This is a genomic window from Tateyamaria pelophila (genome assembly GCF_019966495.1).
Classification (GTDB): domain Bacteria; phylum Pseudomonadota; class Alphaproteobacteria; order Rhodobacterales; family Rhodobacteraceae; genus Tateyamaria; species Tateyamaria pelophila.
Genome location: NZ_JAIMIA010000027.1, coordinates 26,863 through 53,432, shown reverse-complemented (window position 1 = coordinate 53,432; position 26,570 = coordinate 26,863). Strand labels below are relative to the sequence as shown.

Genomic DNA, 26,570 nt, shown 5'->3' with positions numbered 1-26,570 from the left:
AACGCATGATCTTCTCTCCTGAATTTTGAAACCATACCGCCACAGCGGGTTTCAAAATTCAGGAGAGAAGATCAGAGAAAGATTCGCTGAAGCGGACCGGCTAGAAGCCGGTGGCTTCGATCCATTAGGTGGAAAGTGAACAAGATGCGCTGAACCTTGCCACCGCCATGCACGGCCTGCCGGGTCAGGAAGGTCCGACGATGAGATCGTTCAGCGTCAGTTATAATCCCGACATGAACGACACCGGCGCCACGGCGTTGATGGCCGCATTGCCGACATCCGTCACGGAGATTGGCATGGTTGGCTGTGGCTTGGGCGATGCAAGCGGGCGGGCGGTCCTGAATTTGGCCGACCGGTCTCGCGCGCTGCGCATGATCTGTGTCGAGGGCAATGATTTTTCAGCCCGAATGCGCGCCGAAATTTCGGATATGGGAGGCAAGCGCAGCGGTCTCCTTGTGGTTGTGTAACGCTTTGGACTTAACTGAGCACGCCACTGGCCCTGCGCCAAGATCACAACCGGAAGGGTGCGCGACCATAGCTGCACGCTGTTAAGTGCCGTGCTCACAGACTGCGCGCGGACATCACTCAAGAATATCGGGTGCGCCGTCCTCTCAACTCTGATCCGATTTCCCGTCCGCAGCGATCTGAAACACAGCATCGCCGCGCACAACCTGCGCCAAGGCCCGCTGACACAGAACGATGCCCGTGTAAGGCGATACGATCTCCGTAGGCGCCATGACAGGTGTCTGAGGATGATGGATCCGCCCGACGATATCGCCCTCCATCACATCATCACCGATCGCCTTGAGCGGCTCGAACACTCCTTTGTCATAGGCATAGATCGAACCGTGCACATTCAGCTCCCGCGTGCCCTGCGCCTGATCCGGTACGTAATCCGGCAACATGCCCAGCGCATGCAGAACACGGCGCAAGCCACGCTCGGTCCGCGCCAGAATGTCGGGCGTCACGACACCCGCGCCACCAAGCTCGGCCATGACGGTCACGACCCCGTGGCGATTTGCGGCGCCCATCACCGTGCGTGCGGTGCTCTGGCGCCCGCCACCGCTGGTAAAGACCCATGCAAAGGGCAAGTCGAAGGCCGCCTGCATTCCGAGCAACGCGGCCCGCTCATCGGCGCCATGCCCCTCGCCTCGCAATAGCGTCGGGGGATAAAACAGCGAACTGCCACCGGAATGCAGATCAACCGCATAGTCCGCCATAGGCATCAGCACATCTTCAACATAGTGCGCAATCATCTCGGTGGGTCCGCCACGCGCATCGCCCGGCAGCAAGCGGTTGAGGTTGCCGCCATCAACCGGCGACGTCCTCAGGCCCGCTTCGGCGGCGGGCGCATTGAGCATGGGCAGCAGGATCACCCGGCCGCAAATCTCGTCCGGCGCAAGATCCCGTGCAAGATTGGAAATCGCGATCTGGCCTTCGTACTCGTCCCCATGGGTACCACCGGTCAACACCAGCGTCGGCCCGTCACCGTTGCGGATCGAGACAACAGGAACAGGCAGCCACCCATAGGCGGAGCGATGAACGGAATGTGGCACGCGCAAAAAGCCTGAATGTTTTCCCGCGGCTTCGAAATCCACCTCCGAGGTGATCAACGTCCCTGTCATCGTGTCACTCTCCCACTCGGGTTTCGACCGTCCAAAACCCAAGTTTGGGCTATGAGACGCGGGGCAACCTGTCAAGATTTCGAGGTGCACGTCGGCGCGGATTGCCTTCTGAGCCAGTGGCGGCATCCGGTTTATCCGCTCAAATCCGTCGTTTCGATCACGATTTCCGTATCTGCAAGAGTTCCGACCATGAGCGCCTTGCGCGGGTCGCGGGCTTCGCTACGGTTCGTGGAGAGTTACACTGCATTTTGCGTGGAGACATCATGGACGTTGCACAGGCCATTCTCGTTGTCATTCAGGCATGGGGCATCTTCGGCGCATTGACCGCAGCCGTGTTCCTGACTGTTGGAATTGAGCGGGTCGATGAAGATGCGCAGGGCGCGTATGTCTTTCGTCCTTTGCTGATACCTGGTGTCATGCTGATCTGGCCGCTGGTGCTGTGGCGTTGGTGGCGAATTGAAAGTCAACGCGCGGGATGGGCTGAACGCTACAAGCCCGTGCGGGGCGCACACGGCGCAGCCGCTCTCCTGATGAGCCTTGGCATCATTGCCATCATCGTCACGGGGCTGTCTGTGCGTCAGGAGTGGCCCGGCGATACCGCCCCGGTACAACTGAGCGACGGAGCAAGCCAATGAGTGTCAAATACACGCCCGTCCAGTGGAACAGGAACAAGTGGCTTTATGACGGGGTTATGCTGGCTGGGGTCGGGGCGTTCCTGTGGATATTCCTTTATGTCACGCCAGAGGTGTTGAGCCATGAGCGGGCCGTCAATCCACAGATTCATAATGCCCGCGCCTTCGGAGCCTGCGCCTTTGTCATGCTGACGGTGATCCTGTGCATCGGGCCAGCCGCACGCCTTGATCCGCGGTTTCTGCCCCTGCTCTACAATCGGCGGCATTTCGGTGTGATGACGGCCTTCGTCGCGCTGACCCATGCAAGCTATATCCTGAACTGGTACTTCAACTTTTCCAGCTCTGACAAATATGTCGCCCTGCTCTATGCGAATTCCAGCTTTGGGCAGGTCGCAGGCTTTCCCTTTGAACTCTTCGGGATATTCGCGCTGGTCTGTTTGTTGATCCTGGCCACGACCAGCCATGACTTCTGGCTCAAGTTCCTGACCCCTCCGGTTTGGAAGCGGCTGCACTATCTGATCTATGCCGCCTATTTCTCGGTGGTGGCGCATGTCTCATTAGGCATTCTGCAAGATCAGCGGAATCAGGTCTTTACCATCATCTTCATATCGGGCGCAGCGGCGGTGATCGTTCTGCATCTTGCGGCATGGTGGGCCGAACGCGGCAGGTCCATCGCAGCCAAAGATGGCGCTTGGGTCGAGGTCGCGCGACCCTCGGAAATGACCGAAGGCCGGGCCAGAATCGCACGTCTGACCAACGGGGACCGCGTCGCCGTTTTCCTGATGGAGGGCAAGCTGTCTGCCATTTCCAACGCCTGCGCGCACCAGAATGGTCCCCTTGGCGAAGGCAGGATTATTGACTGCCTCGTGACCTGCCCGTGGCATGGGTTTCAGTACGATGTGCGCACAGGTCGGTCCCCCGCCCCCTTCACCGAAATGGTACCCACCTACCGTATCCGCATTCATAACGGCATGATCGAGGTGCACCCGGATGCCAATCCACCCGGCACACCTGTGACACCCGTTCCGCTGCCCGCCGCCCAGCGATCCAAAGAAGGAGCGCTTGCATGAGCGAGAAACCTTTTTTCGTCGGCTACTTACCTGTGCCCGGCCCCTTCAGGACCTTTTTGGTCGTCCTGTCGGTCTTGCTGGTTGCCGGTCTTGGGACGGCTGGATTCTTGATGGGAGCGGCGCAGGACGATCCCGGTCCGGGGGCCTTTCGCTTTGACTATGGGCGCCAGACGGTCACTGGCGTGGTCGCGTTGACGCCCTATCCGCTGATCCATGTCACCCAAGGCAATGACCGGATCAAACCCGGCGATACGTTCATGATGACCGCAGGCGGCAAGTCAGGCGTCGACAGTCGCGCCATCCCATTGGACGGCCAGTTGGCACAAGTGTCGGGCATCATTCTGGAACGTGGCGAACTGTATATGTTGCAGGTGCGTGGCGGTCAGAACGGGCTGCGCGCAGCAGAAGGGGATGTGCCTGCCATCGCGGTCGAACCCCAAGGGCGCTGGCAACTGACCGGAGAGATTTGCGACGGCAAATGCCTTGCGGGCGCAATGCGGCCCGGACGCGGGCTGGCCCACAAGGCCTGCGCCAATCTGTGCCTGCTCGGCGACGTGCCACCTGTCTTTGTGTCAAGCCAACCGGTTCTGGGCAGCGAATTCCTGTTGGTCACCGGGCCGGGTGGCACACGCCTGCCCCGCACCGCTTATGACTATGTCGCGCAATTCATCACCGCAGAGGGCAATGTGACACGCCACGGCGATCTGCTGGTCTGGGAGATCGAGCCCGACACCATCGAGGTGGTGCAATGAAACGGATCTTTTGGCTGGGTCTTGTCACCGGTGTCGGCATCGTCCTGCTCTATCTGTCACGGTTTTGGATCTGGTCCGTCTGGCCGCGCTCTGGCCTCTTTGGTTTGGAGGACCTGCGGCCGCAAGGCGGGCTGTTGGCCACCTGGCTGCGCGGCACCGATTTTGCTCCCTTCGAGCTTCTGGTCTGGGCCATCGGCGTCTTTCTGATCCTGACGATTTTGCAAAAACTCTACGACCGGCTGAGTTGAACGGGAAAATAACCATGCCCTCGGCGAAGCCTTTTGCGAAACGGTGAAGGCGGCTATACTGGCGAAAAACCAACCCCGAGCAGTTTACATGGCACCGAATGCAGGCCCCAGAACGGATTTCAATATCGCCATTGTCGGACAATCGGGGCGCCTGAGCTACGAGGCCTTGCTGTTCGCCGCTTCGCTGCGCCACAACAGTCCCGGCTTCAAGGGGCGCCTGATCGTCGCCGAACCGCAACCCGGCCCGCTTTGGCCAAAAGATCCCCGGATCGACGCCGAGGATGTGCGCGCAGCGCTGATCGATCTGGGCGCGGAGATTGTGCCGTTCGTTTCAGAGCATTTCGGGGCGTCCTACCCCTACGGCAACAAGATCGAAATGTTGGCGGCCCTGCCCGCGGGTGAACCCTTTGTTTTTTTTGATACCGACACGCTGATCACCGGTGACATGACATCCGTCCCGTTTGATTTTGACCGACCCAGCGCCTCGATGCGGCGCGAAGGGACGTGGCCCACGATTGAACTTTATGGTCCCGGATATACCGAGACGTGGAAATCGCTTTACGACGCCTTTGGGCTCGATTTCGCATCCAGTCTCGATCTGACCCAACCGGACGAGTACTGGGAGCGCTACCTCTATTTCAACGCGGGCTACTTTTTCGGCAACTGTCCGCATGCGTTCGGGGCGCGGTTTCTTGAATATGCGCTGCGCATCAAGAACGATCCGCCCGCCGCTTTGGTCTGTCAGACGGTTGATCCATGGCTGGATCAGGTCGCGCTGCCGTTGGTCATCCACGCCTTGGGTGGCGGGCGCGACAGCGCAGCGCATGCCTACCTTGATGGGCCGGTCAGTTGCCACTACCGGGTGCTGCCCCTGCTTTATGCCCGCGAAAGCGAAGCCGTGATCGAAACATTGGAGACCGTCACCGCACCCAACAAGATCAAAAAAGTGCTCAAAGGCTATGACCCGATCAAGCGGATCATCTATCAGGGTCGCGGTGCAAAAGTACGGGCGTTATTCGACCAGGATGATATGCCCCGCCGTGAACAGGCGATCCGAAACAGGATCAAATCAAACGGGTTTTGGCTCCGCTAGCTCTGTGACGCTACGTAATGGCAACGAACGCACTGAAACTGGCAACTAACGGTCGCAATACAACCTGAAGTGTATAGATACGCGCCATCTGACCATTTGGTCAAAATTACTTCCATTGACTTAAATTGGAGTAGCGGATGTCCGCCAAGACTTTGCAGTTCCTGAATACACTCGCACGCGCGTTCGAAGAAAACAGATTACTTACGCTCGCGCATTCCTTTTCGTTTCCCATGGCGACCTATGTGCACGACGGCCTGTTGGTGTTCGGCGCACCCGCGACATTGGTTGAGGCGTTGGAAGAATACAGGAACATGGCGCTGGCGAACGGCGTCGCGCGACTTGAACCACGCATTATTGCCGAAGGCATTCCGCTCAACCGGCGTACGGACACGTGGGTCGAATGGGATCATCTGGACAAGGACGGCGTCTGCCTTCGCACAAATCAGGTCCGCTTCGTAGTGCGGCGACCCTTGGGCGGCGCTGATCCTCTGATCGAGATGGTCGATTACAAGGTCACTGCCTTTCCGGAATTGGCCGCGCATTTGCCATTGGCCATGCCCGCCTGACCGATCGACAGTGCCGCGCATAATCTGCCGCGGCGCGCGATCTGCCATCAAACCAAAACTGCGCGCCCTTGCCCGCAGGCAGCACATTGCCTATCGATAGCGCAACCTTGCCTGCAATTTCTTCCAAAGGACGCAAATCATGACAGATGGCCCAAAATACGGCTTTGACACTCTTCAAATTCACGCAGGCGCGCGGCCCGATCCGGCCACTGGCGCCCGTCAGACGCCGATCTATCAAACGACGGCCTATGTCTTTCGGGATGCCGAACATGCGGCTGCCCTCTTCAACCTGCAAGAAGTCGGCTATATCTATTCCCGTCTGACCAATCCCACCGTCGCTGTCCTGCAAGAACGTATCGCGACCCTCGAAGGCGGTGTCGGCGGCGTGTGCTGTTCATCGGGACATGCGGCACAGATCATGGCCTTGTATCCGCTGATGGCGCCCGGCTTGAATGTGGTTGTGTCCACCCGTCTTTACGGCGGGACGGTCACCCAGTTCAGCCACACGATCAAACGGTTCGGATGGTCCGCGACATTCGTGGATTTCGATGATCTGGATGCGGTGAAGGCCGCCATTGATGAAAACACGCGGGCGATATTCTGCGAATCCATCGCGAACCCGGGCGGTTATATCACCGACCTCGACGCCATCGCCGAAATTGCCGACGCGGCAGAGATCCCCCTCATCGTGGACAACACCACCGCCACGCCGTATCTGTGCCGCCCGATCGAGCATGGCGCGACGCTCGTGGTGCACTCCACCACCAAGTACCTGACCGGCAACGGCACGGTCACGGGCGGTTGCGTCGTCGACTCCGGCAAGTTCGATTGGTCCGCAAACGATAAGTTCCCATCCTTGTCCGCGCCCGAACCCGCATATCACGGCATGAAGTTCCACGAGACATTCGGCCCGCTGGCTTTCACCTTCCACGGTATCGCCATCGGTCTGCGCGATCTGGGCATGACGATGAATCCGCAAGCGGCGCACTACACGCTGATGGGCACCGAAACCTTGTCACTTCGGATGGACAGGCACGTCGAGAACGCCGTCAAGATTGCCAAGTGGCTGGAGGCGGATGACCGCGTCGACTATGTGACCTATGCCGGGCTGGAAAGCTCGCCCTACTATGACCGCGTCGCCAAAATCTGTCCGCGCGGTGCAGGCGGCCTGTTCACCTTTGCCGTCAAGGGTGGCTATGACGCCTGCGTCAAACTGGTGAATGCGCTGGAAATCTTCAGCCATGTGGCGAACCTCGGCGATTCCCGGTCGCTGATCATCCACTCGGCGTCGACAACGCACCGCCAACTGACCGCGGAACAACAGCGCGCCGCCGGTGCCGCACCCGAAGTTGTCCGTCTGTCCATCGGCACCGAAGACGTGACCGACCTGATCGCAGATCTGGACCAGGCCCTGGCCAAGGCCACCAGCTGACGCACCCGGCGCGGGCGGGGGACGCCCCCGCCTTACGGGATCAGATCAAAAGTCATGGAGACAGACGCGCTGATCGTGACCTCGCCGGTGGCGATCGCCATGTCTTCGCTCCGGGCCGCGGCCATCATCATCGGCTGGCCGCGCCCCCCCTGTTCCGTCAGCGTCACGACCGGTCCCAGTGTCACTCCGGCTGCTTCTGCAAGGTCCGCGGCACGGGCCATGGCGTCCTCTACGGCAGCCTTGCGCGCCTGCGCCTCCAACTGCGCCGGGTCCTGCACAGTGAAGCGCAATCCGTCGAATTCGTTTGAGCCTGCAGACAACGCCGCATCCATCACGGCACCCAGCCTTGGCAGATCCCGCACGCGTACGGACACCGTATTTCGGGCCACATATCCGTCGATGCTGCGCGTTTGGTTGCTGTTGTCCCACAATGGTGAAACGCTGAGTTGTTCGGTCTGGACGTCACGCGGAGCGATATCCAATGCCGCCAGCGCCGCAAGCAAAGCGCTCGCCTCTGCGTTCACCATGTCCATTGCCACACGGGCCGTCTCGGCTTGATGGGCCACACCCAATGAAATGACGGCCATATCAGGTTCTGCAGCCACTTGGCCCGAACCCACCACAGACAAGTGTCGTACTTGCGTGTCCGGCGCGCCTTGTCCAACCCCCTGCGTTACAAAACTCAACGCCATTACCGTACTCAAAATGATCAAACGCATCTATTTTCCTGTTCTCTGGTCTGCCTTGCGCTGTATTGCGGCGATGTCCTGCCTCTCTACAAGCGGAACACGGCCTTTTGCTTTTCATGGGCAAAGTCCTGCTCTATTCTTGGGAATAAGGCGACACGCGTGTCAATCCCCACGCCCAAATGCTAAAGGCCCGGTATGAAGCCAAACTTTGCCCTGTCCTTGTCCTTCGACGGGATCCGCCTGCTGCTGCGTGCGGCCGGTGGATGGCAAGTGCTGGGCGAAGTGGAGGTGGCCGATCCGAATTTGGCGAGCGCTCTGGCCGCGCTGCGCATATCAGCCCAAGCCTACAAGCCCGAGGACATTCGCAGCAAACTCATCATTCCAGATGAGCAGATCCGCTATCTGAGTACCGAGACAGGGCCCCTGAGCGACGCAGAGCGCAGGACCGCCGCGCGCCACGCACTGGAAGGAGCGACGCCTTATGCCGTGGATGATCTGGTCTTCGATATCTCGGTCGAGGGGGACACGACCCACATTGCCGCCGTTGCACGCGAGACACTGACCGAGGTCGAAGCATTCGCAACGGAACATGCCTTCAATCCGGTGAGCTTTGTCGCCGCTCCGAATGATGCCGCGTTCTTGGGAGAACCGTTCTTCGGCACCACAGAACAATCCAAGGTGTTGCTGGAAGATGGCGAGACCGTGGAACCCGACGGTGTACGGGTGGTGGTGGTTGGCGATGCCCCACCGCCCCTGCCTCCAGAGGAAGAAATGGAGGATGCGCCGGACGAATCCATCATACAGAAATTGGATACTGCGACCGAAGCCGGCCCGCACCAGTCAAACACCGCCACGGAAGCTGAAAGCAGCTCCGTAACACAGAGTGCGCCTCTTCCACCTGCTGCGGCGGAGCCGGAAGAAATGCCGGATGCGGAACAGGTCGAAGATGCGCCCATTTTGGATACGGCGCCGCCTGAGGACGTTCACGTTCCGCCAAAGGCAGCGCCGAAACCGCCCTCCTCCCCGGTGGTGACTGACCAAGGCGGCGCCGCTCGACCCACCGACGCGCCGAGAGAGCCCGACCCGGCCGACACGGCCTCTGAGCCGGACAAATCAGACGGCCCCCATGAACCGCGTGTGGCACCCGTGTCTGCGGGTCCGGCAACCGCGGGGGGTGCCGCGCTTGGCTTTGCAAGTCGCCGCAGCGCGAATGCGCGCCCCAAAGCACCATTGGGTGGTGTGACACGCAAGGCGCCTTCGGTGGTTCCGACAAAACCAACGTCTGTGTCGGCCCCTCCACCCCCAAGCGTACCGCCGAAAGCGACAGTGGAGAGCCTGCGCCAAATCGAGCCGCCTGTCTTGCCGTCAGAACCTGTGCCCGCACCGGAACCCAAGGATGCAAAAGCTGACGAATTCCTGTCGCGACGCAAAGCACCGCAAGCATCCGGTACAAGCGTCACCAAATCGGCAAAGTCCGAAACCACCCTGTCGGCTGAAAAGATCGAAGCACAACGCATGACCATCTTTGGTGCGCGCGACTCGGTGCAGGTCGGGGGCAAACCGCGCTATCTCGGGCTTATTCTGACAGCTGCGTTGCTGATCTTTCTGGCCGGTGTGGCGGCCTGGGCGAGCGTGTTTCTGGATGATGGTCTGGCACGCTTGTTTCAAGGCCGGGAACGGACACTTGCCTCTACCCTGCCCGAAGAAACGCAATCCGTGCTTGCCAATGACGTCGGCGCGACGACGGATGCACCGGACGAGGCCGCAGCCGACGCATTGGAACTGGCGTCTTTGAATGCGGCACTCAGCGATGGGCTGACATCAGAGGATGCAGCCGTTCTGGATGCGCTGCGCGATCCGCGACCAGACCCGGCAGAGGATATGCCCGAAACACTGGATGGCGCCGCCCTCGAAGCCCGCTATGCAGTCACAGGTATCTGGCCCAAAGCGCCGGACAGTTTTGAGCCCGCCCCCCTCATTCCGCTTGAAGACCTCTATGTGACAAGCATTGACCCGATCAGCCCTGCTCTGGATGCGGTCGCGCTACCTTCGGCACTTTCGTTTGAGACAGATCGGCAACTGGCTGTCGTCACCTCGCCGGTGGCAGCCGGAACAAACTTCGCCATGGGCACAGATGGGCGGGTCATCGCAACGGTCGATGGCGCTATGAGCCCAGACGGGCACTTGGTGTTCTTGGGCCCGCCCCCGCTTGTTCCACCGGCAACGCCAGTGCGCTTTGCCACAGATCCGACGGAAACCGGCACGCTGCAAACGGCAACCCAAGTCAGGCCAAGGGCACGACCGACGGATCTGATCGAGCAAAACGAGCGGGCCACTCTGGGTGGTTTGTCGCGGTCGGAACTGGCCGGGTTGCGCCCGCGTCTGCGCCCACAGGCCTTGCAACAACAAGAAGAAGAGCAGCAGAAAGCCACCGCCCCGGATGACGCCCCGCCGAGCGCATTGGCGACGACACAATCGCTCCGCCCAAAGCCCCGGCCCTCGGACTTTTCGCGGCTTGTGGCAAGGGCAACGCCAAGTTCGGCCTCGACAGCCGCAGTCGCGACGGCACCGGCACCTACAAGCGTTGCACCGCGCAGCGTGACGCCCTCGATCCCGTCGTCCGCCTCGGTCTCGCGCGAAGCAACCACGCGCAACGCGATCAACCTGCGACAGGTCAACCTGATCGGAGTATACGGCAAACCATCTGACCGGCGCGCATTGATCCGCTTGTCCAATGGTCGCTACCAAAAGGTACAGGTCGGTGACCGTCTTGACGGCGGTCGGGTCTCTGCCATCGGAGACAGTGAGTTGCGCTACCAGAAAGGGTCGCGCAACGTGGTACTCAAGATGCCCAAAGGGTAACGGAAACCGCCACGGTTTCCGACTGCTTTTCGACGCGAAAAGCAACTGCGAGATTAAAGCAGACGGTACCGTGAAACACTCAGGATTTCGCGCCGAAATCCAGCCCGTTTCCGCGTCGGAAACGGGTCAATTGGCCTTGAGTTCACCGCAATTGATCTGCTCCTGCTCGATGCTCTCGAACAGCGCTTTGAAATTCCCCTCACCAAATCCGTCATCGCCCTTGCGTTGAATGAATTCGAAAAAGATCGGACCAATCACCGTCTTGGAGAATATCTGAAGCAGAATTTTCGTCTCCGCCCCATCCACGACGCCTTCGCCATCAATTAATATTCCATGCTTTTTCATGCGATCAATGGGCTCGTCATGACCAACGACGCGAGTCTTGCTCAGATCGTAATAGCTGTCAGGCGGGCCGGGCATGAACTTCAAACCGTTCTCTGCAATCGCATCTGTGCTGTCATACAAGTCATCCGATCCCACCGCGATATGCTGGATACCTTCGCCCTTGTACTTACGCAGATAGGCGACGATCTGCCCGGTTTCGCCGCGGTCTTCGTTGATCGGAATGCGGATGCGACCGCATGGCGAGGTCAGCGCCCGGCTCAAAAGGCCGGTAAATTTGCCTTCAATGTCGAAAAATCGGATTTCCTTGAAGTTGAACAGGTCGCCATAAAACCTGAACCATGTGTCCATATTGCCCTTGTGGACATTGTGGGTCAGGTGGTCGAGATAAAAGAACCCGACGCCGCGCGGTTTGGAGTGCCCAAGCCATTCGTATTCGTCGTTATAGGGGGAGGTTTCATAGTACTGATCCACGAAGTAGATCAGACTGTCGCCGATCCCATAAATTGCCGGAACGTCCAGCACTTTGCCAGTCCCGGTATAGGGCGTCGCGCCCAACGACACTGCCCGCTCAAACGCCACTTTCGCATCCACGACACGCCATCCCATCGAAGGTGCGCATGGGCCATGCTCTGCGACAAAGCGGGCTCCAAAACTGTCCGCCTCGGCATTCAAAACATATGTGACGTCACCCTGTTGCCACAGTTCGATGTCCTTGAGTTTATGTTTGGCCACCTTTTCATAGCCCATGCGCGCAAACAGGTCGCGCAACGCGTCCGGGTCGGGATGCGCAAACTCGACAAACTCAAATCCGTCGGTGCCGGCGGGATTTTCTTCCGTGATCGTGGATTTTGGTGCGTGGTGCGGGAACGGTCCCATAAACGGTCTCCTTCTCTACTTGCGCAAATATAAGGCATCCCGAACGCGGTTGCCGCGCAAAATAGTACAATTTACTGGGAATTCTTGCGCGAACGCCGCATAATCAGGTGAAATTCCGCAACCGAGCCGCATATGCTTGACATCACCGATACCAAACTTCTCGCCGCACTGCAGCAGAACGCGCACCTGACGGCGCAGGAACTCAGTGACATGCTGCATTTGTCCGCCAGCCAGATTGGCCGACGCAGGCAACGGCTTGAGGCCGAAGGCTATATACAGAGCTATGTCGCCAAATACAGAGCTATGTCGCCAAATTGAACGCGACCAAGTTGGGGCTGGCGGTTCAGGGCTTTGTTCAGGTGCACCTGAGCACGCACGGACCCGAACATTCCTCCAGCTTTGCAAGGCTGATCAACGGCCGGGCCGAGATCACCAGCGCATGGACAATGACCGGCGATGCTGATTACCTGCTGCGGGTGTACTGCCCTGACCTGTCTGCTCTGAATTCACTTATTCACGACGTGCTGCTGGCGCACCCCGCTGTTGCGCGCGTGCAAAGCCAGATCGTCATGGACCAGCTCAAACGGGACGGGCCGCTGCCCACCTGACACTTTCGGAGACGTCACCCATGGAAAGCTTCCTGTATCAGGCCTCGATCTATCTGGCCGCCGCCGTCATCGCGGTGCCCATTGCAGCGCGGTTGGGGCTGGGATCTGTGCTGGGCTATCTGGCGGCGGGTATTCTCATCGGACCAGTGCTCAGCCTCGTTGGTTCCGAGACCGCGGATCTCCAGCATTTTGCGGAATTCGGCGTGGTCATGATGCTGTTTTTGATCGGGCTGGAGCTTGAACCGCGCGCGCTTTGGGACATGCGCCACAAGCTGCTGGGACTGGGCGGCCTCCAAATCCTGTTGTCCACCTTCGCGATCATGGGGTTGGCCATGGCCTTCGACCAACCGTGGGGCGTTTCCCTTGCCATTGGCCTCACACTTGCGCTGTCGTCTACTGCAATCGTCCTGCAAACCCTGTCAGAGAAAGGATTGATGCAAACCAATGGCGGGCGATCCGTATTCTCGGTACTGCTGACGCAGGATATTGCCGTCATCCCGATCCTCGCATTTCTGCCCCTGTTGATCGTAACGGTCCCTGCGCAAATCGCTGCGGATGGGTCCATTACGCGCAACCTGGAATCCGGGCATGGCGACGCGCACGGCGCCACCATGAGCCTCGTCGAGGGGCTGCCGGGCTGGGGCGTGACGCTCGTCACGATTGCGGCCATCGCCGCAGTCATCCTCACCGGTGTCTTTCTCACGCGCCCGGTTTTCCGCTTCATTCACGCCACCCGGCTGCGGGAAATGTACACGGCGCTCGCCCTGCTGATCGTCGTTTCAATCTCGTTTTTAATGATGCTGGTCGGCATGTCACCTGCACTCGGTGCGTTCCTCGCCGGCGTCGTTCTGGCAAGCTCCGAATTCCGTCATGAACTGGAAAGCGACCTTGAGCCCTTCAAGGGGCTGTTGCTTGGATTATTTTTCATCACCGTCGGCGCAGGCATCAACTTTTCACTTCTGTTTAACGACTGGCCGACGTTGATCACAATGGCTCTGCTGATCATCCTGGTCAAAGGCATGGTCCTCTACGGTCTTGCAGTCACCTTCGGAATCAGGGGACGTGACAGGTGGCTCTTCACTCTCGGTCTGGCCCAGGCGGGTGAGTTCGGCTTCGTTCTCGTGGCATTTTCCGTCGGTCAGCGCGTGATCCCGGCAAATGTCGCAGAAACGCTGCTTTTAGTGATTGCGCTGACCATGCTGATCACGCCTCTGCTCTTCATCATATACGAGATGATCCCAAGCCATAGCAGCGAAGACGCGGGCGAGGTGGAGCCGGATGAAATAGACGCCAAAGGGCCGGTGATTATCGCGGGCATCGGACGGTTTGGCCAAATCGTGAACCGGCTTGTGCAAGGCACCGGGTTCAAAGCCGTTGTTCTGGATCATGATATGGAAATGATCGCCCTCATGCGGCGATTTGGCTTCAAGGGGTTCCTGGGCGATCCGACCCGCCCGGACATACTCAAGGCCGCCGGGTTGAACGAAGCAAGTGTGCTGGTCGTGGCCCTCGACGATCCCGAAGCCGCCGTGCGACTGGTGGCCTATGCCCGCAAGACGCGGCCCGACCTGCATATCATCGCACGCGCCTATGACCGGGTGCACGTCTACAAACTCTACAAGGCAGGCGCGGACGACATTGTACGAGAATTGTTCGACGGGTCCTTGCGGGCCGGTCGCTATGTGCTCGAAAATCTCGGGCTCAGCGACTACGAGGCGGCAGAGGCCGAGCGCGTGTTCTACCAGCATGACAGGGACGCCGTCCGGCAATTGGCAGAATTGTGGGATCCCGATATCCCCCCCTCGCAAAACAAAGCCTATATCGCGCGTGCCAAATTGCTCGAGAAGGAACTCGAAATATCCCTCTCTGCGCGCGCGGAAAAAACTGAAGATCCCAAACGCGCGTGAACCGCGGCAGGGTCGGTGGGCGGGCGCCTTTCGGGCGCATGCCCGAAACAGACCCGCCAACCGATCTCATCCGTCGGCCACGCCAGCTTCGGCAAAGGTCGCCATGCCACTGTGGCAGGCCACGGCCCCCTTCAACACGCCGATGGCAAGTGCTGCTCCAGATCCTTCGCCCAACCGCAAACCAAGCTGCAACAACGGTGCCTTGTCCAATGCGTCCAGCATTCGAGCGTGTGCGCCTTCCGCACTCAGATGGCCAGCCACGCAATGATCCAAAGCGCCCGGTTGCGTGCGCTCAAGACAGGCCGCCGCCGCGGTGCAAATGAACCCATCCAAAATTACGGGTATCCGCAAGCTGCGGGCCCGCGCCATTGCCCCGGCCATACCGGCAAGCTCCCGGCCCCCCAGACGCATCAACACATCCAGCCCGTCGCTTGCATCCCTGTGCCGCGTCACGCCATCCGCAACCACCTGTGTCTTGGCCGCAAGCGCGCCCCCATCGACCCCAGTACCCCGCCCCGTCCAATCGGCTGCGGCACCGCCAAACAACCGTGACGCAATCGCTGCCGCAGACGTTGTGTTGCCAATCCCCATTTCACCGACAACCAAAAGGTCTGCGGCCGGATCCACCGCGTCCCATCCCGCGCGCAGCGCCGCGACGCAGTCAGTTTCTGACATGGCCGGGCCTTGCGTGAAATCCGCCGTAGGCCTGTCCAGGTCCAGGGCAACCACATCCATCCGCGCGCCAAACACAGACGCCAATTGATTGATCGCTGCGCCGCCATGTTGAAAATTGGCCACCATCTGCACGGTCACTTCAGGTGGAAATGCCGACACGCCACGCGCTGCGATCCCGTGATTGCCAGCAAAAACGATAACCTGAGGCGCTTCAATCGATGGGCGGGCATCGGCGCGCCATCCGGCATACCACTGCGCAAGCTCTTCCAGACGACCCAAGGCTCCGGGTGGCTTGGTCAACTGTGCGTTGCGCTCGGCTGCCCCGGTTTCCGCCGCTTTGTCTGCCGTCGGCATCTCGCGCAACAGCGCCCGCAATTCATCCAGTGTCTCAAACGCCATCGCCTATACTTTCCCTTGCCTGTCCTGGCCCTGCTCTTTACGCAAAGCCCATCTGCCCGCAAGTCAGGACCGGACATGGAGACCCACAAAACCGACACGGCCCTGTCGTGGCTCTGGGATTTGCCAGTGGCCGCCATCTTGTTGACACGCCTGCCGCTCCCCGCTTTGCCACAGCGGGCGTTTGCGCAGCCTGCACGCGCGGTTTGGGCCTACCCTCTTGTGGGGTTGATCCTTGGTCTGATCGTTGGCGCACTGAGTTGGGTCTGCACTGCAATGGACCTGTCCGCTCCCGTCACCGCCGGCTTGATTTTGGGCGCACTTATTCTTCTGACGGGCGCCATGCACGAAGACGGGTTGGCCGATACGGCAGACGGCCTGTGGGGCGGGCAAGACGCGACCCGACGGCTCGAAATCATGAAAGACAGCCGCATTGGCGCCTACGGCGTGCTGGCATTGATCGTTGCCATGGGCCTGCGTTGGCTCGGGCTGGCGGACGTCACGCTACCTGCTCTTGTCACCGCGCTCGTTTTGTCCCGTGCCATGATGCCGCCTCTTATGCTGGCACTGCCGCACGCCCGGAATACGGGCCTGTCGCACAGCGTCGGCGCGCCGTCCAGGGGCAGCGTTCTGTTGGCCATCCTGATCGGCGCGACCGTGGCTATAGGGCTCAATGGCAGTGCAGGCGTACTGGCCCTTGTCATGGCTACCTTGATCGCCACCATGATCGGCCTTCTGGCCAAGACCAAGATTGGAGGTCAGACCGGCGACATTCTTGGGGCGACGCAGCTTTGCACCGAAATAGCCATTCTGATCGTCCTGATCCCCTGACACGGGAAAGCCGCGCCCCCCTGTCCAGGGAGGCGCGGCGTTCACAACACTTAAAAGGTCAGGTTCAGGCTGCGATACGGCTCATCAGCACATCGCCAACTTCCTTGGCGGCAGCCAGTTCGTCACCACCTGAAACGGCAGCCACTTCACGGGTCAGGCGCTCAAGTGCAGCTTCATAAAGCTGACGTTCGGAATAGCTCTGCTCGCGCTGATCGTCGGTCCGGTGCAGGTCGCGCACCACTTCAGCGATCGCGATCAGATCACCCGAGTTGATCTTCTGCTCGTATTCCTGAGCGCGCCGCGACCACATGGCCCGTTTCACCTTGGCTTTCCCCTTGAGGGTCTTCATCGCCGCGCTGATCACATCCGGGCTCGACAGGGCGCGCATCCCGATATGGGTCGCCTTGTTTGTCGGCACGCGTAGCGTCATCTTGTCTTTCTCAAACGAGATCACGAACAGCTCAAGCGTGATGCCTGCAACTTCCTGGCTTTCGATCGACACGATCTGGCCCACACCGTGGGCAGGGTAAACAATAAATTCGTTGGGACGGAAGTCGAGTTTCTTAGATTTGGTCATACTTGATCCTCATAGGGCACCCGGAAACCATGCAATTTCCGACACTCAAAACCGCATCTAGCCGGGGCACGCATTGCCTCGTCTTGGTGCGGTTCAGGTTATGTCGAACGCGCCCATCCGGAGTGTCAGGACAGGATAACACGGCATCCATTGGTCGTTTATGACAGAATCATAACACAAAAACGGCCCTTCCGAAAGCTTCCCCAAGGTCAGACTGCAAAAAGCAGTTTAATGTCAAAGGATTGAAACCAAATTCAAACGGTCCACTGACGCTCGATAGGTCCTTAAAACCGATTCGCGCGGATCAGCCGCCTTCGCCGGGGGCTTCGGAGAACAACTCCAGCTTGCCGTCCTTGCCATCCATCTCGTCGGCCGTCGGCAGCGGATCTTTCTTGGTGACGATGACAGGCCACATCTCGGAATATTTGCGATTGAACTCGACCCATTTTTCCATGTCAGGCTCCGTATCGGGGCGGATCGCGTCTGCGGGGCATTCCGGTTCGCACACGCCGCAGTCGATACATTCGTCAGGGTGGATCACCAGCATGTTTTCGCCTTCGTAAAAACAGTCCACCGGACACACTTCCACGCAATCGGTGTATTTGCAGGCGATGCAGGAATCGTTCACGATGTAGGTCATGCAGAGGCTCGTATGGCTAAGGTCAGGCTTCTAGCTAAATCAGCGGCCCGGATCATTCAAGGTGGCGCGCGCGCGAAAGATCGGCTTGCCGTCTGTCGCGTTTGGTCGGACGTCCCTTTCCCTCGAATTTCGGATTTACCGGAACGGCGTCCTCGGGGGGTGGCGGCGGCGGCGTCATGTCGTTGTACAGGGCCTGCGCTTCGGGCGCCGGACCGCGTCGGGTTCCGATCCCAACAACCTCAACCACGCGCACGACACGCCCTTGTGCAAAGGTCAGAACGTCGCCTGCGCCGATGGTCGTGGCGCGCTTGGTCACCCGCTCGCCATTGACCCGCACGTCGCCTGTCGCGACACGTGCGGCGGCCAGTGAACGGGTCTTGAAAAAGCGCGCAAACCAAAGCCATTTGTCGAGCCGCAGCTTTTCCGCCGTCGCGTTCACTTACTTGTTATCGCGCAGACCCATGAGGGCAGCGGCAAATGGATTGTCCGGATCGATCTTTTTCTCGGGCTTGGGAGGACGTGCAGAGAAGTTCTGGGAGGTGTTGCCACCGGGCTTGCGGCCACCTTTGGGACCGCCCTTGCCTTGTGGTTTGCCTTTGCCGCGCGGCTTCCCGGCACCTTGCGGTGCACCACGGCTCCTCTGTCCTCCCGCGGGCCGGGCCCAGGTAAAGGTGTAAAACACCTCCGTCTCGATCTCTGCGGTGCCTGCGTCCGGAGCCGTGCCGGGGTCGATCTCCGTCTCGGAATTCTGCGGCACGCCGGGGTCCGCCTCGGGCATTTCCGCCGGTTCGGCGATGATGGGGGCCGCGCCGGTGTCGACGATGTCGCCCGTGCCTTCGGGCACATCGACAGGCGCGGGTGTGTCGAGCCCGCCCGAAGCGGGTGCCGTATCGCCTGCGTCCATGACCGGCGTATCGGCCTCGGGCTTGGCGGCCGTGACGGCATCCACGGCCTTGACTTTTTCACGCTCGCCTTTTTCGGCCTTGTAGCCCAAGCCCTCCATCAGCGCCGCGAACTGTTCAAGCGTCATGCCGGTAATCGACAGCATATCGGCTTTGGCCTCGAACCCGCCACGCGAATCCTCGGACCGAAGCATGTCAGCGAGCCGTTCCAACATGTCGATACGGATGGCACGCCCGCCCGCATTGCGATAGCCGGCCATCGTGTCGGCCCCGTTGGGACCATCCGCCATCGCAGGAATGGTAACCAGACCGGGAGGCGGCGATTCGGGGAACTCGGACAGCCCCTGCGACAACGACCACAGAACCAGACGCAACCGCGTTGGTGCGGGTTTCAGCAAAAGCGGCATGAAGATGGTGAACTGGCCAAAGCGGATACCATGCTTGCGCAGCGCGCCGCGTGCATCCTGGTCCAGCGCCTTGACGTCTTCTGCGACGGCGGCGCGGGGCAGAACGCCCAATGCTTCGACCATCCGAAAGGCAAAACCCTTGGCCAGGCCGCTCAAAGCTTCGTCACGCTGCATCGCGATCAACGGCTCGAACAGGGCCGCGACCTTGCGGTCAATGAAATGCTGCAACCGGCGTTGCACCTTTTGGGCGACCTCGGGGCCAGCAACGTCATCCACGAACACATCGACCTGCGGTTTAAGCGGATCAGACCCCGGTACCAGTTTGCCAACGGCCGCAGAGCCCCACATCAGGCCGCCCTGCTCGGTATAATCAATCTCTGTGTCGGGCGCGTTGTAAAAGCGATCCGCGCGCAGATGGAAATGGGGGGCCAGCGCCTGCAACGCGGCCGTTTTGATTGTCTTGGCTTCGGCCGCACCGGCACCTTTGTCCTGGCTGAACCTGAACCCGTCCAACTTGCCGACGAACTCGCCCTCGACAGTCACTTCACCTGCATCATTTACTTCGGCCACCATGGCCTCCTTTTGGCCTAGCCGGCGCAACAAAACCGAGGTGCGCCGGTCTACAAATCTTTGCGTCAGCTTCTCATGAAGAGCGTCTGACAGTCGGTCTTCTACATGGCGCGTCTCGTCACGCCAATGACTTTCGTCATCTACCCAACCCTTGCGCTGAGCGACATAGGTCCATGTGCGAATAAACGCCAGTCTTTTGCTGATCGCGTCAATTTCGCCATCCTTACGGTCAATCCGTTTGATCTGGCGCGCCATCCAATCGTTCGGAATGGTGCCCCGCTCATGAAGATACCGGAAGATAACGTCCAAAAGGTTAGAATGTTCCTGATGGCTGATGCCTCGAAAATCCGGCACCCGGCAAACGTCCCACAGCAGGCGCACGGACGGGCCGTTTGTGCAGCGCGCCGTCACTTCGGCACTTTGGGCGAGGGATTTGAGCGCCATCACGTCATCCGCTTCGCGGGCGCGCACAAGAACCTCGTGATCCGACGGAGCTTCCAACGACCGGATCAACGCGTCAATCGATCCGAACTGAAGCGCGTGATTGCGCCATTGAAGCTTTTGCAGGGGCGTAAACCGGTGATCCATGATCGCCTGAACGACGCCGTCATCCAGCGGACGGACATCCCCCGTCACCCCAAATGTGCCGTCTTTCTGCCCACGGCCCGCCCGCCCGGCGATCTGAGCCAGTTCATTTGGCGCCAGCGGACGCATCCGCCGTCCGTCAAACTTCGACAGCGACGAAAAGGCCACATGGTCGATATCGAGGTTCAATCCCATCCCGATGGCATCTGTGGCCACCAGAAAATCCACCTCGCCGTTCTGGTACATCTCGACCTGCGCGTTGCGGGTGCGCGGACTGAGCGCGCCCATCACCACGGCCGCCCCGCCTTTCTGGCGGCGGATCAGTTCGGCGATGGCATAGACATTATCGACAGAGAAACCGACGATGGCCGAGCGCGGGCGCATCCGGCTGACCTTCTTTTGTCCCGAATACACCAGTTGCGACATCCGCTCGCGCCGCATGTACTGCGCTTCGGGCACCAGCGCCGAGATCGGGCCGCGCATGGTATCCGCCCCCAGAAACAGGGTCTCGTGCAGACCGCGCGCACGCAGCAGACGATCCGTAAAGACATGGCCGCGTTCCGGATCGGCACATAGCTGGATTTCGTCCACCGCCAGAAAATCGACACCCATGCCTTCGGGCATCGCCTCAACGGTACAGACCCAATATTGCGTGCGCGGCGGCACGATGCGCTCTTCGCCGGTGACCAGCGCCACAACGGATGGCCCGCGCAAGGCCACGATTCGGTCGTAGACCTCGCGCGCCAAAAGGCGCAAAGGCAGGCCGATCACACCTGTTCGGTGCCCCAGCATCCTGTCGATGGCATAGGTGGTTTTACCGGTATTGGTCGGGCCCAGAACGGCCACAACCCTTGCGTCGCCCGACATGGGCAATCTCCCAACTTCTGCTCAGAGCTCGCGGCCTATGCCGTCACTTTTCAGGCGCTCCAGAGCATTGCTGGCGGGTTCATGGTTGGGATTCAAGTCAATGACCTGCGAAAAGGCCTGTTCCGCGCGAGAAAGTTCACCGAATTCCTGCAACATGACCCCGAGGCCGAAGATCGCGTTGTAGTTTTCAGGATTCAGAATCAGTGCCTTTTGGAGGTCATCCAGCGCCGGGCCGTAAAGACCTTTCATGTAAAAGGCGGTGGCACGGGTATGCCAGCCTTCGGCAAATTCGGGCGCGTGATCCGTGACGGCGGTCAGATGCTCTATCGCCACGTCGATTTCTTCGGCTTCCAGTGCCTCGCGCCCCCGACGCAGCAGCATATCCAGCGACGTAGAGCCCGATTGGGACCACAGACGCTCGATCTCGCGCGTCAGGCGGGTCGCCTCCGCAGGCTCCGCGGTGCGAAGTGCGTCGAGCATCTCGTCAACAGACGATTGCGCCATTGCGGGTAAGGAATTCCCTACTGTCAGGAAAAGTGCCGTGACGACAGGGTAGAGTTTGCGAAAATGAGTGCCCATAAGTGCAAATGTAACAGCCTTGCTTCGTTTTTCCACAACAGAAGAGCAAGCAGGCCAACAAAATGGGATCAAAGATGAGTGATATCTTAAACGAAGCCGTGGTCGTCCTGAATGAAAAGCTGGAAGGCGCTGATTTTTCCGGCACGGCTAAATTCGTCGTCGAAGGCGAAGGGGCGATTTTCATTGATGGGGACGGCGCACAGGTATCAGATCATGACGCCGATGTGACGCTGTCCGCAGATGCGGATACGTTCAGCTCCATTTTGAACGGCGAAACCAACCCGACATCCGCTTTCATGACCGGCAAGCTGACCGTCGACGGGGATATGGGCATTGCCATGCAATTGGCATCGGCGCTGGCCTGATGTCGCTGAAGGCTGCCCCGTTCTTTACTGATGTGAACCCTGCACCGCTGGCCGGGGCGGCCTATTGGATACACGCCTCGGACGGCGTGCGCTTACGGATCGGGGCCTTCGGGTCCGAGGCGGCAAAAGGCACGGTGCTGATGTTTCCCGGCCGCACGGAATATGTCGAAAAATATGGCCCCGCCGCAGCCGACCTCGCCCAGCGCGGGTATGCAACGCTTGTGATCGATTGGCGCGGCCAGGGTCTGGCGGACCGCATTCTCGACGATGCCCGCGTCGGGCATGTCGATATTTTTTCCGATTATCAGAAAGACGTCACCGCCATGGTGGCCGCCGCAGAAAAGCTGGACCTTCCCAAACCGTTTTTCCTGATCGGCCATTCGATGGGTGGCTGCATCGGTTTGCGGTCTTTGTACGAAGGTCTGGAGGTCAAAGCTTCGGCGTTCACCGCACCCATGTGGGGTATCAGGATCGCGCCCTATCTGCGACCCGTGGCCTGGGCGTTGGGTCGTGTGATGCCAGCCTTGGGTCAGGGTCATCGCCTGCCGCCCGGCACCGTGATCGACTCCTACATCCTGACGACACCCTTCGAAGACAACCAACTGACCCGGGATCTGGAAATGTTCGACATGATGCGCAATCAATTGCGGGCGCATCCCGAACTTGCCCTGGGCGGTCCCAGTTTTGTCTGGCTTCGCGAGGCGTTGGACGAAATGCTCTCGCTCTCCAGAATGCCGTCCCCGGACACGCCGACCAACGTCTTTCTTGGCACCAATGAACGTATCGTTGATCCCGGGCGGATCATCGCGCGCATGAAAAGCTGGAAAAACGGTCAGTTGCACATGATGCAGGACGGCGAACACGAGGTCCTGATGGAAACTGCCGCCATGCGGACCCGTATTTTCGATACGATTGCCGATGGGTTCACCAAAGCAGCCTGAGGCTGGTACTTGGCAAAGGGCATGCTAGGTTTGCTCTCATGAGCGCGCTGACCTTTACCCCTTCGGGCATTTATTGCCCCGCCGGTGATTTCTACATCGACCCATGGCGACCAGTTTCACGCGCGCTGATCACCCATGGCCACGCAGATCATGCGCGGTCCGGCATGGGGGCCTATCTCGCAACAGATATCGCCGCGCCAGTCATGCGGCACCGGCTGGGCGAGATCGCGCTGGACACCGCGGCCTATGGCGAGGTTCGCCAGATCGGCGGTGCGCGCGTCTCCTTCCATCCCGCCGGTCATGTTCCCGGTTCCGCCCAGATCCGTGTCGAAGTGGCCGGCGAAGTCTGGGTCGCGTCCGGCGATTACAAGATCGTCGACGATGGCCTGTCGACCCCGTTCGAGCCTGTCAAATGCCACCATTTCATCACCGAAAGTACCTTTGGACTGCCCGTCTTTCGCTGGCCGGATCAGGCGGAGGTCGCCCGCCAGATCAATGACTGGTGGGCGCAGTGCGCCGCGGCTGGCAAAGTCGCCTTTCTGGGCTGTTACGCACTGGGCAAGGCACAGCGGTTGCTGACCATGCTTGATCCGGCCATCGGGCCGATCCTGACCCATGCTGCGATCGAACACACCAACCGGATCATGAGGACTCAAGGAATAGACTTGCCCGAAACCGTATTGGCCAATGCAGATCTGAACCCCAAAGACCATCCCGGTGCGCTGGTCCTTGCGCCTCCCTCCGCGCTTGGCTCCGCCTGGGCCCGCAAATTCGGTGTCCAGGAAACCGGTTTTGCAAGCGGCTGGATGGCGTTGCGCGGCATCAGACGCCGACGCGCGGGGGATCGGGGCTTTGTGATCTCGGACCATGCCGATTGGCCCGGCCTGTTGTCGGCGATCTCGGAGACAGGGGCCGAAAACATCTATGTCACGCACGGATATACCGACATTTTTGCCCGCTATCTGACCGAGCAAGGCTGGAACGCGCAGGTTCTGAAAACGGAATTTGGCACCGATACCGAGGAAGACGCCGCATGAAGCGCTTTGCGGGCCTGTTCAACGCCATCGACCAGTCCACAAAGACGACTGTCAAGGTCGCCGCGCTTGCGGAATACTTCCACGAGGCAACGGAGCAGGATCGGATCTGGACCATCGCGATCTTTTCGGGTCGCCGCCCGAAACGAGCGGTCACCACGACACGCCTGCGCGAGTGGGCGGCTGAAGTCGCAGGGATTCCGCTGTGGCTGTTTGAAGACGCCTATCCCATCGTTGGCGATCTGGCCGAAACCATTGCGCTTGTTTTGCCGCCGGCTGAAACCGTTTCGGATCATGGATTATCTTACTGGATCGATATGTTGCGCGCCTTGCCGCAAGTCGAAGAAGACGCACGCAAGCAAGCGGTACTGGACGCATGGAACAGCCTTGATCCGACGCAACGGTTCTTGTTCAACAAACTGATCACCGGTGGATTTCGGATCGGGGTCAGCCAAAAGCTCATGACCCGCGCGCTGGCCCGCGCCACCGGTCGCGACGAACCTGAAATGGCGCATCGCCTGATGGGGGACTGGGACCCGGCGCAAGTGACGTGGCAGGCGTTGATCGAGGCAGAAGACCCTGCCGCCAATGCCTCCAGGCCCTACCCTTTCTACCTTGCTTATGCGTTGGACGCGGCACCGGATGACCTGGGGCCACCCGTCGCGTGGCAAGCCGAATGGAAATGGGACGGCATCCGCGGGCAGCTGATCGTGCGCGCGGGGGAGCATTACGTCTGGTCCCGCGGTGAAGAGTTGATGACGGATCGCTTTCCCGAACTGGCGCGGGCCCGGGATTTCATCCCCGATGGCACCGTTCTGGATGGAGAATTATTGGCCTGGGGCGACATGGCACCGCAAAACTTCAATGCTCTGCAAAAGCGGATCGGGCGCAAGACAGTGCCCAGGAAACTGCTGCAAGAGGCCCCCGTGATCCTCTACGCCTATGATCTGCTGGAATGGCAAGGCGAAGATCTGCGGCACAATCCGCTGGCCGACCGGCGCGCCATCCTCGAAGATCTGTGCATGGGTCTGCCGCCTGATGCGCCCGTCAAACTGTCTCCCACAATTGATTTCGACTCGTGGGTTGCCCTCGCGGATATTCGTACGGCGGCCCGAGAGGCCCAGGCCGAAGGGCTCATGCTCAAACGCAAGATCAGCCCCTATCTGACAGGTCGCAAGAAAGGCGATTGGTGGAAATGGAAGCTCGATCCGCTGACCATCGACGCGGTGATGATCTATGCGCAGTCGGGTCATGGTCGGCGCGCAAACCTGTTTACAGATTTCACCTTTGCGGTGTGGAATGGGAACGATCTGGTGCCATTCACCAAGGCTTATTCCGGGCTGACGGACGCGGAATTCCGTCAGATCACGGCTTGGGTCAAAAAGAATACGCTCGAACGGTTCGGTCCTGTGCGCAGCGTGACGCCGCATCATGTTTTCGAGATTGCATTCGAAGGCATCCAAGCGTCTCCGCGCCATAAATCAGGGGTGGCATTGCGGTTTCCCCGCATGGCACGCTGGCGGCAGGACAAACCCGTCCAGGAGGCAAACAGCCTCGCAGACCTGAATGAAATGCTGGAAATCTATGGATAACGCGCAACCGCCCTACCCGCCTGAACGACCCAAGACACCATTGCCCAAGGGGTCATGGGACGCACATGTACACCTGCTGGGCGGGCCACAGCATCGATTGTCCCCAAACCGGGTCGAGAACCCACCTGCCGGACTTGATTTTGACGGGTGGCTTGCACTTTACCGCGATCATCTGACCAACCTGGGCTGCGATCACGGATTGATCGTGCATTCCATCCTCTACGGCACAGACAATACAGTGACGCTTGAGGCGGTGAAAGCCTTGGGTGAGAACTTCAAGGGCGTTGGACTGTTGCCCGACGACAGCCTTTTCGGCGCGATCAAGGCACTGGCAGATGCCAACATTTGTGCGGTACGGCTCAACTATGTTCACGGCGGCGTGCTGACATGGGATGGCGCGCGCCGGATGGCACCGACATTGGCGGATCACAATATGCACATCCAGATGCTGCTTCATGCCGACTTGCATATTGAAGAGATTGCAAATGATATCCGTGCCCTGCCCACGCCACTGGTGATCGACCATTGCGGTTGGCCCACCTCGCTGGATGCGCAAACTCCGGCCATCGACACCTTGTGCACGCTGCTGAGCGACGGAGATATCTGGATTAAACTCTCGGCCCCCTATCGCTTTTCTGATATCCCCGAGGCGGTACATCCGATCATGCGTCGGCTGATCAATGCCAACCCCGAACAGTGCCTTTGGGGCTCGGATTGGCCGCATATCATGCTGAACGGGGCCAAAATGCCGCACGCGACCGCCTTGTTGGACAATTTGGCTCAGATCACGTCCGACAGTGAAAAAACAAAGATCTTCAAAACCAATCCAAACCGTCTATTTGCAACCTAGATCGTCCCTTTGTCCGAAATAACCAAGGGCAGTGCCGATCAGGCGCAACAAGAA

25 protein-coding genes and 1 pseudogene are annotated in these 26,570 nt (G+C 59.8%); 17 read left to right on the top strand and 9 right to left on the bottom strand.

Features of this window, described 5'->3' with window-relative positions:
- Positions 1 to 128 precede the first annotated feature (128 nt).
- Complete coding sequence (locus LC354_RS11020) at positions 129 to 467, top strand: hypothetical protein (RefSeq protein WP_223423761.1); 339 nt, start codon at positions 129 to 131, stop codon at positions 465 to 467.
- 144 nt (positions 468 to 611) lie between these two features.
- On the opposite strand, the gene LC354_RS11015 is transcribed toward LC354_RS11020, so the two are convergent.
- Positions 612 to 1,625, bottom strand: coding sequence for a succinylglutamate desuccinylase/aspartoacylase family protein (locus LC354_RS11015; protein ID WP_223423759.1), 1,014 nt, complete (start codon positions 1,623 to 1,625; stop codon positions 612 to 614).
- 263 nt (positions 1,626 to 1,888) lie between these two features.
- On the opposite strand from LC354_RS11015, the gene LC354_RS11010 reads away from it, so the two are divergent.
- From LC354_RS11010 to LC354_RS10980, 7 genes are all read left to right on the top strand, one after another.
- Positions 1,889 to 2,260: a hypothetical protein gene (locus LC354_RS11010; RefSeq protein WP_223423758.1), complete on the top strand. Its 372-nt coding sequence runs from the start codon at positions 1,889 to 1,891 to the stop codon at positions 2,258 to 2,260.
- Positions 2,257 to 3,327, top strand: a complete 1,071-nt coding sequence (locus tag LC354_RS11005; RefSeq protein ID WP_223423756.1) for a Rieske 2Fe-2S domain-containing protein — start codon at positions 2,257 to 2,259, stop codon at positions 3,325 to 3,327. The genes LC354_RS11010 and LC354_RS11005 overlap by 4 nt, the downstream gene beginning before the upstream one ends.
- Positions 3,324 to 4,079: a hypothetical protein gene (locus tag LC354_RS11000; protein ID WP_223423754.1), complete on the top strand. Its 756-nt coding sequence runs from the start codon at positions 3,324 to 3,326 to the stop codon at positions 4,077 to 4,079. Before LC354_RS11005 ends, LC354_RS11000 begins: the two co-directional genes overlap by 4 nt.
- Positions 4,076 to 4,327, top strand: coding sequence for a hypothetical protein (locus LC354_RS10995; protein WP_223423752.1), 252 nt, complete (start codon positions 4,076 to 4,078; stop codon positions 4,325 to 4,327). Before LC354_RS11000 ends, LC354_RS10995 begins: the two co-directional genes overlap by 4 nt.
- Positions 4,328 to 4,415: 88 nt before the next feature.
- Entirely contained in the window at positions 4,416 to 5,420 is a 1,005-nt protein-coding gene (locus LC354_RS10990; RefSeq protein ID WP_223423750.1) for a hypothetical protein, read from the top strand.
- Positions 5,421 to 5,557: 137 nt separating this feature from the next.
- Positions 5,558 to 5,986: a hypothetical protein gene (locus LC354_RS10985; protein ID WP_223423748.1), complete on the top strand. Its 429-nt coding sequence runs from the start codon at positions 5,558 to 5,560 to the stop codon at positions 5,984 to 5,986.
- A 139-nt stretch (positions 5,987 to 6,125) separates the two neighbouring features.
- On the top strand, positions 6,126 to 7,418 hold the full coding sequence (locus tag LC354_RS10980; protein ID WP_223423747.1) for an O-acetylhomoserine aminocarboxypropyltransferase/cysteine synthase family protein: 1,293 nt from the start codon (positions 6,126 to 6,128) through the stop codon (positions 7,416 to 7,418).
- Between the two features lie 32 nt (positions 7,419 to 7,450).
- On the opposite strand, the gene LC354_RS10975 is transcribed toward LC354_RS10980, so the two are convergent.
- Complete coding sequence (locus LC354_RS10975; protein ID WP_223423745.1) at positions 7,451 to 8,137, bottom strand: SIMPL domain-containing protein; 687 nt, start codon at positions 8,135 to 8,137, stop codon at positions 7,451 to 7,453.
- 165 nt (positions 8,138 to 8,302) lie between these two features.
- Between LC354_RS10975 and LC354_RS10970 the strand changes: the two genes are divergently transcribed.
- The gene (locus tag LC354_RS10970; protein WP_223423743.1) at positions 8,303 to 10,969 is read left to right on the top strand and encodes a hypothetical protein; all 2,667 of its coding nucleotides are present in this window, start codon (positions 8,303 to 8,305) and stop codon (positions 10,967 to 10,969) included.
- A 126-nt stretch (positions 10,970 to 11,095) separates the two neighbouring features.
- Here the strand turns inward: LC354_RS10970 and hppD are convergent, their stop codons facing one another.
- The gene (gene hppD, locus LC354_RS10965; RefSeq protein ID WP_223423742.1) at positions 11,096 to 12,190 is read right to left on the bottom strand and encodes a 4-hydroxyphenylpyruvate dioxygenase; all 1,095 of its coding nucleotides are present in this window, start codon (positions 12,188 to 12,190) and stop codon (positions 11,096 to 11,098) included.
- Positions 12,191 to 12,322: 132 nt separating this feature from the next.
- On the opposite strand from hppD, the pseudogene LC354_RS10960 reads away from it, so the two are divergent.
- Together LC354_RS10960 and LC354_RS10955 are read left to right on the top strand one after the other, a co-directional pair.
- A pseudogene (locus LC354_RS10960) lies at positions 12,323 to 12,798 on the top strand (Lrp/AsnC family transcriptional regulator).
- Positions 12,799 to 12,818: 20 nt separating this feature from the next.
- Positions 12,819 to 14,705: a monovalent cation:proton antiporter-2 (CPA2) family protein gene (locus tag LC354_RS10955; protein ID WP_223423740.1), complete on the top strand. Its 1,887-nt coding sequence runs from the start codon at positions 12,819 to 12,821 to the stop codon at positions 14,703 to 14,705.
- Positions 14,706 to 14,771: 66 nt separating this feature from the next.
- Here the strand turns inward: LC354_RS10955 and cobT are convergent, their stop codons facing one another.
- Positions 14,772 to 15,779 (bottom strand): nicotinate-nucleotide--dimethylbenzimidazole phosphoribosyltransferase, encoded by a 1,008-nt coding sequence (cobT, locus tag LC354_RS10950; protein ID WP_223423738.1) that lies wholly within the window; start codon positions 15,777 to 15,779, stop codon positions 14,772 to 14,774.
- A gap of 75 nt (positions 15,780 to 15,854) precedes the next feature.
- Here cobT and cobS point away from each other — a divergent pair, with 75 nt between their 5' ends.
- The gene (cobS, locus tag LC354_RS10945; protein ID WP_223423737.1) at positions 15,855 to 16,607 is read left to right on the top strand and encodes an adenosylcobinamide-GDP ribazoletransferase; all 753 of its coding nucleotides are present in this window, start codon (positions 15,855 to 15,857) and stop codon (positions 16,605 to 16,607) included.
- A gap of 64 nt (positions 16,608 to 16,671) precedes the next feature.
- On the opposite strand, the gene LC354_RS10940 is transcribed toward cobS, so the two are convergent.
- From LC354_RS10940 to LC354_RS10920, 5 genes are all read right to left on the bottom strand, one after another.
- On the bottom strand, positions 16,672 to 17,184 hold the full coding sequence (locus LC354_RS10940) for a CarD family transcriptional regulator (protein WP_223423735.1): 513 nt from the start codon (positions 17,182 to 17,184) through the stop codon (positions 16,672 to 16,674).
- Between the two features lie 304 nt (positions 17,185 to 17,488).
- Positions 17,489 to 17,824, bottom strand: a complete 336-nt coding sequence (gene fdxA / locus LC354_RS10935) for a ferredoxin FdxA (protein WP_223423733.1) — start codon at positions 17,822 to 17,824, stop codon at positions 17,489 to 17,491.
- A gap of 52 nt (positions 17,825 to 17,876) precedes the next feature.
- Positions 17,877 to 18,263 carry an RNA-binding S4 domain-containing protein gene (locus LC354_RS10930; RefSeq protein WP_223423732.1) on the bottom strand — a complete coding sequence of 129 codons (387 nt, stop codon included), beginning with the start codon at positions 18,261 to 18,263 and terminating at the stop codon, positions 17,877 to 17,879.
- On the bottom strand, positions 18,264 to 21,155 hold the full coding sequence (locus tag LC354_RS10925) for a helicase-related protein (RefSeq protein WP_223423730.1): 2,892 nt from the start codon (positions 21,153 to 21,155) through the stop codon (positions 18,264 to 18,266). It abuts the gene before it with no gap.
- Positions 21,156 to 21,176: 21 nt separating this feature from the next.
- Complete coding sequence (locus LC354_RS10920) at positions 21,177 to 21,659, bottom strand: tetratricopeptide repeat protein (protein ID WP_223423728.1); 483 nt, start codon at positions 21,657 to 21,659, stop codon at positions 21,177 to 21,179.
- Between the two features lie 149 nt (positions 21,660 to 21,808).
- Between LC354_RS10920 and LC354_RS10915 the strand changes: the two genes are divergently transcribed.
- From LC354_RS10915 to LC354_RS10895, 5 genes are read left to right on the top strand one after another with little or no spacing between them, the layout of a single operon-like run.
- Entirely contained in the window at positions 21,809 to 22,099 is a 291-nt protein-coding gene (locus LC354_RS10915) for an SCP2 sterol-binding domain-containing protein (protein ID WP_223423727.1), read from the top strand.
- A complete protein-coding gene (locus LC354_RS10910; protein ID WP_223423725.1) occupies positions 22,099 to 23,040 on the top strand; it encodes an alpha/beta fold hydrolase in 942 nt (313 codons plus the stop codon). The genes LC354_RS10915 and LC354_RS10910 overlap by 1 nt, the downstream gene beginning before the upstream one ends.
- Positions 23,041 to 23,078: 38 nt before the next feature.
- Positions 23,079 to 24,077 (top strand): ligase-associated DNA damage response exonuclease, encoded by a 999-nt coding sequence (locus LC354_RS10905; protein ID WP_223423723.1) that lies wholly within the window; start codon positions 23,079 to 23,081, stop codon positions 24,075 to 24,077.
- Positions 24,074 to 25,666 carry an ATP-dependent DNA ligase gene (locus LC354_RS10900; RefSeq protein WP_223423721.1) on the top strand — a complete coding sequence of 531 codons (1,593 nt, stop codon included), beginning with the start codon at positions 24,074 to 24,076 and terminating at the stop codon, positions 25,664 to 25,666. Before LC354_RS10905 ends, LC354_RS10900 begins: the two co-directional genes overlap by 4 nt.
- On the top strand, positions 25,659 to 26,516 hold the full coding sequence (locus LC354_RS10895) for an amidohydrolase family protein (RefSeq protein ID WP_223423719.1): 858 nt from the start codon (positions 25,659 to 25,661) through the stop codon (positions 26,514 to 26,516). Before LC354_RS10900 ends, LC354_RS10895 begins: the two co-directional genes overlap by 8 nt.
- Positions 26,517 to 26,570 lie beyond the last annotated feature (54 nt).